Below are 14,274 nucleotides of genomic sequence, written 5' to 3'. Positions count from 1 at the left end.
CGCGTTTTAAGGGCGAATTTATAAAAAATTTGGTTTTAGCCCCTTTGCCGCGCATTCGCTTAAAAACATATTGATAAGCGTTTGATACTTCGCGCCGCTCTGATCGGCAAGGGCTTTAAAATATTCGATCGTCTCGGCGTCTAAATTTATGCTGATCTGCTTTTTGAGCTTTTTTACATACGGATTTTTAACCGATTTGCTAAAATCATACTCTTTTTTCATCGTAACTCCTCGTACTGCTTGGTTTCGCGAGCGGTGGCCTTGCGCGCCGATATGATTCTGATGACCTCGTCCTTTTCACGGTAGCAATGCGCCACGACGAGAATTCTCGCTCGCGCGCTCATACCTAAAATGATAAATCGCTCCTCGTCTTCCGAATGCTCATCGTCGAATATCACGCGCGCAAACTCGTCGGCGAAGACGCTTTTTGCTTCGCCAAAGCTCACGCCGTGTTTGGCTAAATTGATCTCGGCCTTGCGCTTATCGAAGGTAAATTTTATATATTTCATAATTATATTATATAGATTTTTACTTATAGGAAGCTTATGTAATCGCTTCGGATTAGCTCGCGCAAAATTTTAAAATGGATTTTTATTTGTAAATTTCATATGCGAATAAATTTAATTATTTTCGGTCGGTTTCGTTTGGATCTGCTTTTTTTCTGTCTTTATTAAACCATTGAGGCAAAATAGCGATTATCGTCACGATGATACTCCCGCCGGCCATCCAATAATAATCTTTGTAAATGCTATAAAATAAAGAGCCGACCAGGGACAAAATAATAATTGTGGCAAAAATTTGTCCCCTTAGATTAAACTTTACAATCTGCGGCGCCTCCTGCGCTCTTAAGCTCTGCTCCTTCTCTTCGACGGCTAAAATTCTATCCTCGATTTCATGCCTATGCTTCTGATCATTTTCTAGGTATTGCATAGCCCTTTCCGCGTAATCGGGATCCTTTTGCAAAATCTGGTTGAGTTCCGAAGGGATAACATTTATATTTAAATTTTACTGAACTGCCTTATCTATGTAGTTTTGAATCGGCTGGCTATTTATTGCCTGCGGATGATTGCTTCTTGGATTTTTTCTTTTTGATCTGCTCGTCGCCATATCTTTTCTCTAGCTCTTTTATTCTCTTTTTGTATATTCTCCTTGATAGGTCGCCCGCCCTATAGATCATATCGCTTTCAAGCGGGAAGGTGGTAAAAGCATTTCTAAATCCTGAAGCAATATATCTTAATGTCTCGCCCATCTTTCATCCTTTCTTGAAATTTTATTATGGAAAGTAATTTTACCAAAAAATCCTTAACCTTCGGTCGTTTTTGTAAATTTCCTCTTGTCGCTAAACGTCAGCCCCTTTTGGTTCTATAACTCTTTGTTTTATAGGGGCTTTTGCTTCCCCTTTTTCCGGTATAGGGATTGTAGTTCCCTTTTGTGGAGTAATTATTATACCTGCTGCCGTCTTTGTAGCTTCTGTGATGCGGCATCACATAGGTGCCGTTCCGTTTCGTATAGCCGCCCACCCGCTGCGCTGCACCCGCGTTCGTTGCGGCAAACATGCAAAAAATAAAAAGCAAAAATAGCTTTTTCATATCATCACCTCGCAAAAGAAATAAATAATAGTCCTATTATACCACAAATCGCGATCGCGCCGCTTTTAATAAATATAAACTTAATACTAATTTTTATTATTTTGTATATTTCTGTTGCCTATCTGGCTATTTTTGCTATTTATTTGGATACATTGATCGTCAATTCGCTTTTTCCTTTTTTTTCTTTTTCCCTCTTGTAAAATTTTAACTCTTAGCCACACGGGGTCGCTTTTGTGTTTTTGAATAAACTCCGCCTCGATAATTTCATAATAGCAGATATTCATAAATTCCAAGAACTCTTCTGCCGCAGTTTTAGGATCGCTATATCCCGCGTTACTTTTGGCATCTTCTCTAAAGAGCATTAGCTCCTTCACCTTAAATAGACTAATTTCGTTTTCGTCATCATATACGCTCAACCCAATGTCTTTTTCGTCATACGAACTAGATTTATCCATTTTTTTACTCCTTTGCAAATTTTTCTTTTTCTTCTTTTAATCGCTCAATAAATTTCTTAAGCATGGCGTTGCTACCAAATTCATTAAACAAGTCCATAAATTCTTTCCATGCACCATTTCTATCAAATTCGCCCATTCCGCTGTTTTGGGTGTTCTGATTTCCAATTTGGCTATTTATAATATTTGATCCTTTAAACTGTAGTTCTATTATCCTGCGCCATTTCTGCGGTATATCCTTTCTGCTTATCCATCTGTCTATTGATCCTTTCGAGGTATTTAATGCCACCGCCAGCTCTTCATCGGTTTTTAACCTTAGACGAAATTTTAAATCGTCCAATTCCTCTCTCACCGTCATTTAATGCTCCTTTATAAAAAAGTTATAAAAATACTTGACATTTATATAACTTTTGTTATATAATTAATGCAGAAAATTAAGAAAAATGGTTTTCTTTTTTCAGGACAAAATCACTTAATTATATCAAATCTTTGCGTAAAAGGAGTTGAAAATGCGCAAGAGTATCGATTTCTACTCTATCGGGGATCGATTGGATCTGATGAGAAGACTTACAAATCAGAGCCTAAAAGACGTGATGCTTTTTTTAGACACATCCAAATTTATCTATAAAAAGGTTCGCTTCGGCGAGAAGCTTATCCCTTTTGAGTGGGTTATGCGATTTGTCGAAAGATACGGCTTTAGTAGAGATTGGATATACACGGGCGACGGCGAAATTTTTGAGCCGGTTCGCAGGTAATTCATAAGAAAAGAGGGTTTATCGTGAGTGAAGTAAGTGAAATTTTAACAAGAGCGCGCTTCTTTGCCGGCGTTAAGACCGATGCAGAGCTTAGCACCCTTTTAAAAATTCCATACGGAACGCTAATCGGCTGGAAGACTAGGAAGAGTATCCCGGAAAGCAGGATCGCGCAGATGGCGCTAATCCTCGGCATACGCCGAGATACTCTCATTCCTGCGAATAAAGAAATAGAAGTCCCACATTCGTGTGAAGGCTGCTGCGGCAGCTGCAATAACAAACCTTCAAACAAAACAAAAGCGCCCAAAGAGCCTGAATTAAAAGTGTCAAAGCGTTACGTCCTGCTTAGCACCCTTAGCACCCCGGCGCAAAGAGCCGAGGCCGTGCGGCTTGATAACTCCCTCAAGCTCGGCGAGTTTTGCGAGCTGCTTCATACTTCGCGCCACCTCTACAACCGGGCGAAAGATGGACAATACCCTTTCTTGCTTGAATGGGCGTATGCGCTTAAAGAAAATTTGCATGTCAATATCGATTGGCTCAAAAGCGGCGTTGGTCCGATCTATGAGATCGAATTTACCGAGGATATGAAAATTTTATAGGGGGCGGAGATGTTAGAGGCTTTTTTTGAAATGGGCTTTGTAGATTGGGCGGTAGCCCTACTTTGCCTTGCCCTTTTAGAGCTTATCGGATACACGCTTTACAAGCAGGGCGGCGGGCTATGAGAGAGTTTATGTCTCTGGAGTCCGCTTGCGCTACCTACGAAACCCCGCGCAAGGCCCTGCAAAACCTATCCTATTTCGACCGAAGAACCGGGCGCGACGATAGGTTTTATAGGCAAGACGGGCATCTCTATGTTAGACAAAACTACAAATGTCCCCACTTTGACGACATCGCAGAGCTATATTACAGAGCGCTTGAATGCGCCGATAGTGAAAAAGAGATAGCCAAATTTATCTCGCGCCGCACCGGCAAAAATATCAATGCGGTTTATTTTTATTTTAGAAATTTCAAATTCAAAAACCCGGACTTCGCCCGTATCGTAGCAAAGCTTTTGGGGATTTTTATACGACAAAACAATCTATTCGCGGAAGTGGGATATTAACATGGAGAATAATATATTTCAAACGATAAGAGAAATGGTCGACAAAGAGCAGTTTAGGGACTATGTAAGCTCAAAATACGGCATAGAATTTAAGGGCCGCACGGCTAACGGCTTCTGCCCTTTTCATGATCACGACCACGACACGCCGAGCCTCGGCATCGCAAACGGCAAGAGCGGCGGGGCTTTCTTCCACTGCTTCGCCTGCGGAGCTAGCGGCGATATCGTGAGATTTACAGAGATGAAAGAGAGCATCCCTCCGCTTGATGCCGCAGCTGCGGTGTGCGAATACTTCGGCATCCCGCACAATATCAAAAAGGGCGAACTCAGCGAGGAGCAAAAAGCGCAGATCGAGGCTAGAGCAAAGCTTTTGCAGGAGCAAAACGAAGCTCGCGCAAAAGCGGACGCCGCCAAGAGGGCCGCCGCCGAAAAAAGGATGCGAGCTCGCATTGCGTCCATCGCGCCGGAGCTTGTCTCAAATTTTGAAGCAATAAGACCGACGCTCATAGAAAACGGGCTTCGCGGGATTTTCGTAAACTACGAAGCCCCTACCTTTCTGACCTACTCCAAGGACGCGATAGGATATTCGCACGAGCATCAAAGCATAGCGATCATCATTCGCGACGAGCGAGGCATGCCGCTAAATATCAAATACCGAGAAAAATTTGCTTGGGATAGTAAGGCTCGCGCCATAAGCTCCGAGCGTATGAGCGGCAAGTGGATAGGCGAAAGCGGAGCCGCAGCGGCGCCGTTTCCGATCAGATATTTTTTAGACAACCCGGACGATCGCGTCATCATCTGCGAGGGCGAAAAAGACGCCCTAAATTTGATGAGCTTCAACGTAAACGCCCTAACTTTGGGCGGCGCGGGGAGCAGATGGGACGAGTATCTGGAGCTGCTGCGCGGCAAAGATGTTTATATCTGGTTTGACCACGATGAGGCGGGATATGAAAACGCGATCAAAAGGTATTACGAAATCAAGCCCGTAGCGCGAAGCACCCATATCGTGCTTTTTTATATGCTCGAAAAAGACCTGAATAAAAAATATGACATCAGCGATTGGCTCTACAACCATACCTCAAAGATCACAAACGACAATATGTTTGATCTACTGGCGTTTAGTTGTTTCGAGCCGACAAACATCGTGATCGATGAAATTTGCGATTACTTTCCGAATTTGCGCGAGAAGCTGGCGCCCTTCCGACGCGGCAAGATAATCCATTATTTTGATGAAATTTTTGACGAGTTCTTGCTAACCGACAAGGATGGCAACTGCGTCAATATATTCACCGTCAGAGGCGAGTTGGACGAACCCTACATCAATACTATCCTAAAAAACGCCAAGGCGCTCAAGAAGTCAGATAGCGATACCTACGAAAGGATCAAGAGAGCTTTTTTCGACGGCGCGCTCATAGGCGAGATCGCCCAAAAAGATTGGGATAAGTATAGCGCGACGTTTGACAAGCTACTTCAGATAAACAAGACTGTGCTGACGAACTACCACCAAACTCATATCGTGGATATGGTGGAGAGTTTTCTTGCTTCGGTAGAGAAGCTCGGATATCCTTTCGCACAATACAAGGGAGAGCTGTATTTCTGGACGAAAACGCATTACGCTAGGGTCGATCTGCGCGTGCTAAACCACTTCCTGCAAGAGTATTGGATGCCGAGGGCTTGCGTGGACGTGAAGAAAAAGAGCGTGGATAACTCCACGAAGATCATTGAAAATTTACTTAACAAAGCCCACCCGCTCGATACGATCAAACGCGACGAGCAAAGGCGAGTTATAAATTTAACCAACGGCACGATCTTTATTTCCAAATACGGGAATATCACCTTTAAATCGCGCCACGAAAAGGGCGACGGCGCGCTTAATATCTTGGATTTTGCATACGACAAAAACGCTACCTGCCCGAAATGGAATAGATTTCTACGCCAAATTTTAGCGGACAAAGACGACATCAAGACCCTGATGGAGTTTATCGGATACTGCTTCTTGCCGAGCCACGAATTCGAAAGCTTTCTGTTTCTATACGGCAAGAGCGGCGCAAACGGCAAGAGCGTTATTCTAGACACTATCCGCAACTTTTTCGGCGAAGATAACGTCTCAAGTCTGCAGCTCCAGCAGTTTGAGGGGCACCAGCTTTACGGACTTTCAAACAAGCTCATTAATATTGGAACTGAGATTGATAAGAACGGCACCGATAAAGGTCAGCTAGCAAATTTAAAGGCTCTCGTATCCACAAAAGATAGCATTATGATAAATCCAAAAAATGAGAAGCCTTTTAACCTTTTGCCAAACGAAAAGCCTAAACTTGCTTTTTCGGGGAACGCCAAACCTAAGCAGGGCGTGGATAACGCTACGCTTCGCCGAATGGTGCTTATCAGCTTTGATAAAGAGATCAAAGACGGGCAGAAGATTAGAGGGCTTAGCGACCGCTTCAACGACGAGATGGCGGGGATTTTTAATATGGCCCTTTGCGGGCTTATGCGCCTCGTAAAGCAGGGCAAATTTACCCGCTCCAAGCGAATGCTGAGCGAGCTTGAGGAGTATAGAGACGACGTAAATCCTATGAGGGCTTTCGTAAGGGATGCCATCATCCCCGATGAAAATTACTTCATTCCGAATAAATATCTTTATATTTTCTACAAGACATACATCGAGGACAAGGGCGGCACCCCGCAGAAAGAGAAAAACTTTTATGCAAATTTTATCGACGAATGCACGATAGGAAATATCAAGGTCGCTCGTGGAAGAAGGCGGATGGCCTATCCTTTGGCGGGGCTAAGCGGCGATAGGCCTCATTGCGTATTCGGAATCCGGGTAAATGAAAATTTGGATTTCAATAAGATCAACGTGGACGGCACCTTTATCGAGGTGAATGAGTTGAGTGGATATCAAATCGGAGGAGCAAGAAGCGATGACGAAGAATAGTCTTGTCCCACGATTTGGGCTTTTGTCCCAACATTGTCCCACTATTTTGACTCAATGCTGGGACAGCAAAACCGCGCTAAAATCGGCTCTGGAGAGGCGTTGTCCCAGTGTCCCAGCATTTTTTACTATATATTCATATATTTTTATTACTGAATTCAACCTTAAATTATCTTTAATTTTTAAATTTTTTTCTACCGATTATAAGGGAAAAATAGTGGGACAGAAAGAAATCTTAAAAAAGAAAATAACCATTTTTAGAGCTTTTGCCCTTGTCCCACGATTTTTAAACTTAAAGGGACAGCCTCGCCGCAAACGCCCATTATATGGGCATTTTAGTGGGTCAGCATTTTTTGGCGATAGTGGGACAGCTGGGACAGAAATAAACGAGAGGGTGTAGGAATGGACGTTATGAACGAAATTCAGCAAAAAGCCTTTGACATCTATATCCAAAGCGCGAGCCTAGAGAATGACTTTACTCCTATATCGGAGCGAGCCTTGGCCAAAAAACTTCACGATATGGGATTGAAAAGCTCTATGAGCGCGATAGGCAGATGGAAAAAGAAATTCGGATGGGTGCAGTCTCTGCAAAACAAAGTTACTTTGGCTATGAGTGAGGATAAACCCGTAAAAGATATGCTTCGTAATTCGAGCCTTAAGGCGGTCGTGGAAAACACCAAAGTGGATATTGAAAGAAACGACGTGCTTATGGCTAGCTCATATCAATTTTTTGAGAGCGAGGCGCGGGAAATTTTAGAGAAAAAACGAAACGGAGAGATCATTTCAAGAGAGGAGAGAGAGACGATGAAATTTATAGCTACGCTTAGCACCACCCGCAAGGATAAGATGCTGGATCGTATGGCACTTATGCCGCGCGATGCAGTAAGTGCTGATGAAATTTTATCGCGATTTAGCGCGATTTCGTTGGAGGTGGAAGATGACGCGATCGATATTGAGCCATCTGAAGCAAGCGACGATTAGCGCAGGCTTTGCGATCTTGATGATCGCCGTATACGTAGTAGTGCAAAATTTATTTTAAGGAGAGAGATATGGAAATGGAAATTGCATTGTGGATAATTGTGATTTTAGGCGGCGTCCTTACGGCGACCGCCGGCATTGCAGCTTTAGTCTTAAGGAAAAATCATGAGTAGCCATGCATATATACCGCGCATTTACATTTGCTCGCCATATACGGCTGTGGCTAGTAGGCGCGAAGCAAGACGTATAGCGATCAGGGCGATGGAGGAAGCCGACGAGTTTTTTGACGGCAAAGGGCTAGCCGTAGAACTCTTTTCGCCCGTGCTCGCAAACTCGGTGCAGTATGCGGATAGAAGCTACGACGAGATTATGAAAATTTGCTTTATGCAGATCGACACATGCGGAGAGATTTTTATCCCTAGCGCCAAAACCTGCGATCTGTCTTTGATAGCCGGCTCAAAAGGCATAGGGTTAGAGATAGAATACGCGACCGCGAGAGGGTATAAAATACACAATGACGAAGCCCTCCGCAGAGAGAGGTTTCGCGCAAATTTACAATGAGAGAGAATACAAATAAATGTGATCTAAAAAGGATAGAAAGATGAATACCGATCAAAGACTACTGACGCAAAAAGAGGCGTCGGTTATGCTAGGATATTCGCAAAACAGCAATATTTTGGCTCAAATGCGAATGCCGAAAAATAAGGGCAAATGGGAGTTTACCCCACGCTTCATAATTTTTAACGGCGAAATTCGCTATCCCCTTGATTGGCTCAACGAGGATATTAAAAAGCTAAAAGAGGGGTGCTAGCCCTTGCGAAAAGCAGGACGGAGTATTAATGAGAGCGTTAAAAGATCATAAGCGGACAAGGTTCATGTTTTTGACGACAGCATCGCTCGGTATAGTCGAAATAAGGACAGGCGCAATGTATTACTTTCTCGCCGCGGATAGTTACCTTGACCTCGTTCTTATACCCTCCATAAGCGGAGTATACCAACGGGCAGTTTCTAGAAAAGGTTTCGGTCTTCAAGCCATTTTCTATATCGCGGATTTTTTGCGGCAGAATAAATTTTACCGCAAACACATAACCTCCGAAAGCGCCGAGACAGAAAGCCGCAGCTTCGGAGCCGAAAATGTTTTTTAAAAGATCTAAAAATTCCATACGGAATTATATCTAAATTTAAGGAGAAAAGATGATTTGGATTATTTATTTTTTAATGGGTTTTGGCATAGGAGCGATCGTCGCGAAAGACTATATCGGATATAGGCGTATGAAAAAGGATAAGGGCTTATGATCTCGTGGCGTCCGCTAAGCCCGTGCGAGCGTTAAAAGATCATAAGCGGACAAGGTTCATGCGTTGTTTTACGAAACGCGCGTAAGGGCTTTTAAATTTAGATTTCTGTAAAATTTGATTAAATTTTAATTAAAGGCCAAAGATGAGCAAAAGCTACGATCTGCATTTTGATTTTAACGCCGACGGCGGAGCTGATTTTTTTAAAAACGTATCGGCTTTTATCGCGAGCTTAGACGAGCTAAACGTCGCTATCTGCTCATACGTAAATAGCGAGATAGCCACGCACGTAATTTTAGAAAGCGTAGAAAACGGCTCGCTCAAAGCCGAAGTAAGAGACATATTAAAAAGCGCAAATAGCGACAAAATAAGGAGCTACGTGAAAGACCCAAGAGATGCCATAGCTGATTTGTTGATTATGGCGAAAGATAAACTAATAGAGCTTTTAGATGACGACCCTAAACAGTTGCCAAACAAAGCCGACGAGATAGTCTGCGAGATCATAGAAAGCGGCGAGCTAAAAGACTACGGCTACAAACGCAACAAAACCCCGCTTTTGCAGGCTATGTCGAATTTATCCCAAAGCGCGAAAGGATTTAAAATGCCACCACGAATAAATTTAAAAGGCAACGAGCGAGAAGTAAAAGGCGATTATGAATTCAGCCCCGAGGATTTGCCGGGCGTGATAGAGCAAAAAAGCGAATTCAAGGGCAGCTTCATCATCAAAAAGCCCGATCTGGCAGGAGCGAGCAAATGGACTATCATAAACGGTAGCGCGATAGACGTGAAGATCATCGACGAAGCATGGCTAAAGAAGCTCAAAAGCCACGAAGTATCGCTAAGCTACGGCGATAAGATAGCAGGCACGCTAATATCTAACTCTATTATAGATCCTGATTTAAACGTTATCAGCACGGATTATTTTTTAGACGATATTTTAGGCATCGAAGCGCCTAAAAGCGCCGAGCAACGAAATTTAGAGATAAAGGAATAAAATGTATAAATGCCCTAAATGCGGAAGCACTAGCGTGGAGAAAGAGCGACTTTATATCCGTGAAGCCGGACGAACAATCGCTACTGGCGATAGAATATGTCAAGACTGTGGCTTTGTTGGTACATCTAATGAATTTAACCGAGACATATACGATCAAGAGTTAGATGATGAAATTTCTGATCATCCAAATTTGCATATACCCAAAGAAAATCTAATCAAAGCTACCTGCAAAGAGCTAAATTTGACGTATAAACAGCTAGGGGAAGCGATAGGGTATAGCGAGAGCGCATCAAATAACGCGGCTAGACAAGAAAAAATCAGCGAACCGCTAAAAAGAGCGATTGAGCTTTATCTCGAAAATTTAAAACTTCAACAAGAATTAGCAGACTTCAGAACTCTAAAAGCGATTTTATCGCGCTAAAATCAGCCCGTCCATTTTTGCGTTGTTTTACGAAACGCGCGTAAGGGCTTTTAAATTTAGATTTCTGTAAAATTGAAGTAAATTTTGAAGGATAAACAATGAGTAAATATGTAAAAATAACGGAAGATATGATAAAAGAAGCTTTTAAGGAAAAAAGCATATCTGCATTTAATGCTGGAGTTATCTCAGAGGCAATACATATAGCCAATGAAAAATATAACAAACAGGATATACGAACGAGAGAAATTTTAGACTTCTTAGCCACTATCAAGGACGAGTTTTGGGAGTTAGAAAACAAAATGCCACCGAAGCAAATATGGGATATGCTTGCTAAAAAAATTTTAGAATATTTGAAAAATAGCGTAATAGTTCTAGGATACGATGTTGTCAATCAAGAAAAAGCTGTGGCATATGGCAGGGTTGCACGGCGAATAAAACTTGATACAGATCCTTTATATTCAAACTACTACCTTATAGAAGAGGAGTTAAAAAATAAAATTTCATCTATAGTGGGGTATCTAGTAAAGCCATCATCTCCTCAAGGGGCTGATAGATATATATATTTTGCGGACAATGACGGCGAACTTTTATATGTGCTAGAGTGGCATTTTGACGCCGACTATGGAAAAGAGCAAAATATAGTTAAGCGCGTATGTAAAGAACTAGGCATAACGCAAAGAGAGCTGGCGGAGAGGATGGATATTCCCGAAAGCACGGTTGCAAGGTGGAAAGGCGGCGACCTGCCGAGACTTGCCGAGCTGTATCTAAATGCTTTGCTTGAGAATATCGAACTCAAATCAAAGCTAGAAACAATCAAAAAAGCCCACGAAATCGTATCAAATCTATAAGGAGAACGAAAATTTCGTTACCCTTTATTTTCATTTTTAGAAGTTTATTTTAGCTATTTTTTCAAAAATGAATAAAAACCCTTGACAAACTTTCAATAATAATATATAATTCGCTTAAAATATTTCAAAAATGAAAGGTTTTAAGATGAATTCTTTATTCACACAACTAAGCCCGCAAGTTGAAATTCTAAATTTCCAAACATTCACTTCTGAATACGTGGCTCAACGTTATGGCGTAAGCAAACAAACCATTATCGACCACAAACGCAACCACGCAGACGAAATCGTCGAGGATATTCACTTCATCTACGAGCTAGCTGACACTAAAGGCGGCAGACAAGAAATCCTAAAATGGACGCTACGCGGCATAATAAAACTCGGGATGTTTATCCGCAGTGAAAAGGCTAAGGGTTTTAGACTATGGGCGGAGCAGGAGCTCGAAAAAGCGATTTTGAAGCAGGTGCGGGATTATGCCGCTATACGCAAACAAAATTTAGTTTACGAGGGTGAAATCTCAAACCTGAAAGCGGATGCCGAGCTTGAGGCCAAGAAATACGGCAGAAAGCTCGCCTACTATAAAGGCGAGACCACAAAAGCGAAAAATGCGCTCGCCTCATATCGCGCCAAGCGTACCGCTCGCGCGGGCTTTCCCGCTCGCATAAACAGCGCCGAGCTATCGGCGCTTAATAAGGAGCTAACAGACGTAAAGCACGAAGCGATCTCTAATATGTCCGAGGTCTTTCGTTTGCGGGGCGAGATAGAGGATCTAGTAGGTGAGCTAGCGTTAGCTAACGGGACCATAGCCTCTCAAAAAGAATATATCGCCCGTCTTAGCTCTGCCGTGGTGCAAGCAAGCATCGAACAAGCGCAGGCGCCTGCGGCTATGCGGCACGAGCTTGAGCTTTTGCAATCGGATCTTGCCTGCTTGCAAAACAAGCTTTCCGCCGCTATGTCGAAGCTAAAAGAGCAAAGCGAAGGAAATAAACTTTATCTAAAGGACGAGCGATGAAAAGCATAGGCGGACGGGTTTTTCCTAGCGAGGAGGTAGAGATGCTTAGCAAAAAGCAAGAAGCGCAGCTACGAGAATTAGAGCTCTCTTTTAAAGAGGTCTATGGCAGAAATTTCGATATGGATAAAGTTCTAGATAAGCTTTTATATCTCGATACCCTCTACCCAAGCTATGCGAAAGAGCACTTCAATCCTTTAGGGCTGCTTGAAATTTACGGCAGATATTTTAAAAAGGATAGCCCTTACAAAAGACGCAAGCGCGCCCGTCGTAAAAATAAAGCTAAAAGAGGCGTCATCATCATAAACGGCGACAATATCCAGATAGGTAACGGCAACGTTCAGAATAACGGGAAAGGCTCAATCCCCCAATGGAAAGCAAGAGCTTAGATCATATGGTGCGAAAAGGGTGCGATCAAGCACGGACGGCTTAAGCTATTAAGTCGTCTAAATAATCCGCCCACCACTGCAATACCCGCAAATGCTCCCGCGAGTTGAAGTCCCTGAAATACGCTTTGTCTACTTCGCTACTAGGCGCGTGTAGCAGCACTTCGTCGATGATACGCTTTTCAAACATAGCTCGCTCGCCGTCGGTTGCCCGAATAGCAAAGGTCGCAAACATTGAGCGAAAGCCGTGTGCGTGCAGATCGGCTATACCCAAGCGCTTCAGCGTTTTTAATAGTGTGCCGTCCGAGATAGCCCATCCGCTACGCTTAGAATAGGTATTCGATTTGAAAACTATCCCCTCTGCGCTTACTTCTTTTTGGCACTCTAAAATTTGCTTTGCTTGCCTTGGAAGCGGTAAGCGCGCATTTACCCCCGTTTTATTGTCAGCCTCTCTGAAATAGATAAAATCCTCGTCTATCCTATCCCAACTAAGCTCTCTGATCTGATGCGGGCGCTGCGCCATAATCAGATTGAAAAAGAAAAGATTTTTAATCGTCGGCTCTATAAGGGCGTCTCTGACCGCTTCTATGATCTCTTTTAGCCGCCTTGGATCCGTCACCGCCTTTCTGTGCTCTACTTTTTTCTTAGGATAAATTTCACTCATATCATCGATGATCTCATAAATAAACGATATATCGCCCGCCGCGTTTTGGGCGCGAGCAAATTTAAGCACGTCGCGCAGGATCGGGATTATCTTTTTGGCGCTTGCAAAATTCACGCTCTTGGTCACCGCGATCACCTCTTTCGTGCCGATCTCATCTATCGGCATATTACCTAGAGGTTGCAGCAGATGTTTATTTACACGGTTTACCATCTTACGACGAGATTGCCTTGTTTTCTCGCTATCCTCGGGCGGAATTTTAATATCCAGCCACGCGCGAAAGACATCTTTTAGTTTCTGCTTTTGTAGCTCGTCGCTCGTGCCGGATTTACGTAAGCTCATTGCTTTTTCTCTAGCTTCTGCGAGACTTATATTATCAAAGCTTCCTAGCGTCTTGTAGCCTCTTTTTGTGCGTAGCTTGTAGTATCTGCTGCCGTTTGCGAAACACACGAGATACAGCGCGCACGTGCTATCGATAGAATACGCCTTGAGTTTGCCGCTACCTTCAAATTTTAATTTCTTCACCTGCGTCGCGGTTAAAATTTTAGCCATTTTATACCCTTGTTATACAGAAAGTTATACATTTTTTACGAAAATAATTATAAACCGATATAAATTAATATAAATTGAAAATGGCTTTAAAATACCTTGCTATCGGTAATCTGTAAATGATTATACATTGATATAAATTGATATAAAAAGAAGCAATGGTGACCCACAGGAGATTTGAACTCCTGTTACCGGCGTGAGAGGCCAGCGTCCTAACCACTAGACGAGTGGGCCGCGAAATTAAAAATGAGATGATAGCGAAGTGTATATAAATTTTGGATTAAATTATATAATTTCAACAAAAATAATGCAAA

21 protein-coding genes and 1 tRNA gene are annotated in these 14,274 nt (G+C 42.8%); 13 read left to right on the top strand and 9 right to left on the bottom strand.

All coding sequences use genetic code 11. The features are described 5' to 3' along the window. Positions 1-18: 18 nt before the first annotated feature. From Q0238_RS09375 to Q0238_RS09345, 7 genes are all read right to left on the bottom strand, one after another. Positions 19-222, bottom strand: a complete 204-nt coding sequence (locus Q0238_RS09375; protein ID WP_297945481.1) for a BrnA antitoxin family protein — start codon at positions 220-222, stop codon at positions 19-21. Then, the gene (locus Q0238_RS09370) at positions 219-509 is read right to left on the bottom strand and encodes a BrnT family toxin (protein ID WP_297921088.1); all 291 of its coding nucleotides are present in this window, start codon (positions 507-509) and stop codon (positions 219-221) included. Before Q0238_RS09370 ends, Q0238_RS09375 begins: the two co-directional genes overlap by 4 nt. Before the next feature lie 115 nt (positions 510-624). Then, the gene (locus Q0238_RS09365) at positions 625-930 is read right to left on the bottom strand and encodes a hypothetical protein (protein WP_297945479.1); all 306 of its coding nucleotides are present in this window, start codon (positions 928-930) and stop codon (positions 625-627) included. A gap of 115 nt (positions 931-1,045) precedes the next feature. Next, positions 1,046-1,249 (bottom strand): hypothetical protein, encoded by a 204-nt coding sequence (locus tag Q0238_RS09360; protein ID WP_297945477.1) that lies wholly within the window; start codon positions 1,247-1,249, stop codon positions 1,046-1,048. Positions 1,250-1,346: 97 nt separating this feature from the next. After that, entirely contained in the window at positions 1,347-1,589 is a 243-nt protein-coding gene (locus Q0238_RS09355; protein ID WP_297945474.1) for a hypothetical protein, read from the bottom strand. An 86-nt stretch (positions 1,590-1,675) separates the two neighbouring features. Further along, positions 1,676-2,044 carry a hypothetical protein gene (locus Q0238_RS09350; protein ID WP_297945471.1) on the bottom strand — a complete coding sequence of 123 codons (369 nt, stop codon included), beginning with the start codon at positions 2,042-2,044 and terminating at the stop codon, positions 1,676-1,678. Between the two features lie 4 nt (positions 2,045-2,048). Next, the gene (locus Q0238_RS09345) at positions 2,049-2,399 is read right to left on the bottom strand and encodes a hypothetical protein (RefSeq protein WP_297945469.1); all 351 of its coding nucleotides are present in this window, start codon (positions 2,397-2,399) and stop codon (positions 2,049-2,051) included. A gap of 151 nt (positions 2,400-2,550) precedes the next feature. Between Q0238_RS09345 and Q0238_RS09340 the strand changes: the two genes are divergently transcribed. From Q0238_RS09340 to Q0238_RS09280, 13 genes are all read left to right on the top strand, one after another. Next, positions 2,551-2,796 (top strand): hypothetical protein, encoded by a 246-nt coding sequence (locus Q0238_RS09340; RefSeq protein WP_297921109.1) that lies wholly within the window; start codon positions 2,551-2,553, stop codon positions 2,794-2,796. A 23-nt stretch (positions 2,797-2,819) separates the two neighbouring features. Then, on the top strand, positions 2,820-3,392 hold the full coding sequence (locus tag Q0238_RS09335) for a helix-turn-helix domain-containing protein (protein ID WP_297945467.1): 573 nt from the start codon (positions 2,820-2,822) through the stop codon (positions 3,390-3,392). A 119-nt stretch (positions 3,393-3,511) separates the two neighbouring features. Then, positions 3,512-3,895, top strand: a complete 384-nt coding sequence (locus Q0238_RS09330; protein WP_297921115.1) for a hypothetical protein — start codon at positions 3,512-3,514, stop codon at positions 3,893-3,895. A 1-nt stretch (position 3,896) separates the two neighbouring features. Then, positions 3,897-6,827, top strand: a complete 2,931-nt coding sequence (locus tag Q0238_RS09325) for a phage/plasmid primase, P4 family (protein WP_297945465.1) — start codon at positions 3,897-3,899, stop codon at positions 6,825-6,827. Further along, positions 6,784-7,224 carry a hypothetical protein gene (locus Q0238_RS09320; protein WP_297945463.1) on the top strand — a complete coding sequence of 147 codons (441 nt, stop codon included), beginning with the start codon at positions 6,784-6,786 and terminating at the stop codon, positions 7,222-7,224. Before Q0238_RS09325 ends, Q0238_RS09320 begins: the two co-directional genes overlap by 44 nt. A gap of 11 nt (positions 7,225-7,235) precedes the next feature. Continuing rightward, complete coding sequence (locus tag Q0238_RS09315; protein WP_297945461.1) at positions 7,236-7,805, top strand: hypothetical protein; 570 nt, start codon at positions 7,236-7,238, stop codon at positions 7,803-7,805. Between the two features lie 162 nt (positions 7,806-7,967). Next, positions 7,968-8,363: a DUF4406 domain-containing protein gene (locus Q0238_RS09310; protein ID WP_297945459.1), complete on the top strand. Its 396-nt coding sequence runs from the start codon at positions 7,968-7,970 to the stop codon at positions 8,361-8,363. 40 nt (positions 8,364-8,403) lie between these two features. Next, on the top strand, positions 8,404-8,613 hold the full coding sequence (locus tag Q0238_RS09305; protein WP_297945457.1) for a hypothetical protein: 210 nt from the start codon (positions 8,404-8,406) through the stop codon (positions 8,611-8,613). A gap of 627 nt (positions 8,614-9,240) precedes the next feature. Further along, entirely contained in the window at positions 9,241-10,089 is an 849-nt protein-coding gene (locus Q0238_RS09300; protein ID WP_297945455.1) for a hypothetical protein, read from the top strand. A 1-nt stretch (position 10,090) separates the two neighbouring features. Further along, complete coding sequence (locus Q0238_RS09295; RefSeq protein WP_297945453.1) at positions 10,091-10,510, top strand: TFIIB-type zinc ribbon-containing protein; 420 nt, start codon at positions 10,091-10,093, stop codon at positions 10,508-10,510. A 98-nt stretch (positions 10,511-10,608) separates the two neighbouring features. Beyond that, positions 10,609-11,358 (top strand): helix-turn-helix transcriptional regulator, encoded by a 750-nt coding sequence (locus Q0238_RS09290; protein ID WP_297945451.1) that lies wholly within the window; start codon positions 10,609-10,611, stop codon positions 11,356-11,358. 145 nt (positions 11,359-11,503) lie between these two features. Next, on the top strand, positions 11,504-12,367 hold the full coding sequence (locus Q0238_RS09285; protein WP_297945449.1) for a hypothetical protein: 864 nt from the start codon (positions 11,504-11,506) through the stop codon (positions 12,365-12,367). Then, the gene (locus Q0238_RS09280) at positions 12,364-12,753 is read left to right on the top strand and encodes a hypothetical protein (protein ID WP_297945447.1); all 390 of its coding nucleotides are present in this window, start codon (positions 12,364-12,366) and stop codon (positions 12,751-12,753) included. The genes Q0238_RS09285 and Q0238_RS09280 overlap by 4 nt, the downstream gene beginning before the upstream one ends. 40 nt (positions 12,754-12,793) lie before the next feature. On the opposite strand, the gene Q0238_RS09275 is transcribed toward Q0238_RS09280, so the two are convergent. After that, positions 12,794-13,963: an integrase arm-type DNA-binding domain-containing protein gene (locus tag Q0238_RS09275; protein ID WP_297945445.1), complete on the bottom strand. Its 1,170-nt coding sequence runs from the start codon at positions 13,961-13,963 to the stop codon at positions 12,794-12,796. Positions 13,964-14,119: 156 nt separating this feature from the next. Then, positions 14,120-14,194, bottom strand: a tRNA-Glu gene (locus tag Q0238_RS09270). Between the last annotated feature and the right edge of the window lie 80 nt (positions 14,195-14,274).

Origin of the sequence: uncultured Campylobacter sp., from assembly GCF_938045775.1 — a bacterium.
In the GTDB taxonomy this organism is placed as follows: domain Bacteria; phylum Campylobacterota; class Campylobacteria; order Campylobacterales; family Campylobacteraceae; genus Campylobacter_B.
This window is presented reverse-complemented; position numbering and strand designations above follow the sequence as displayed.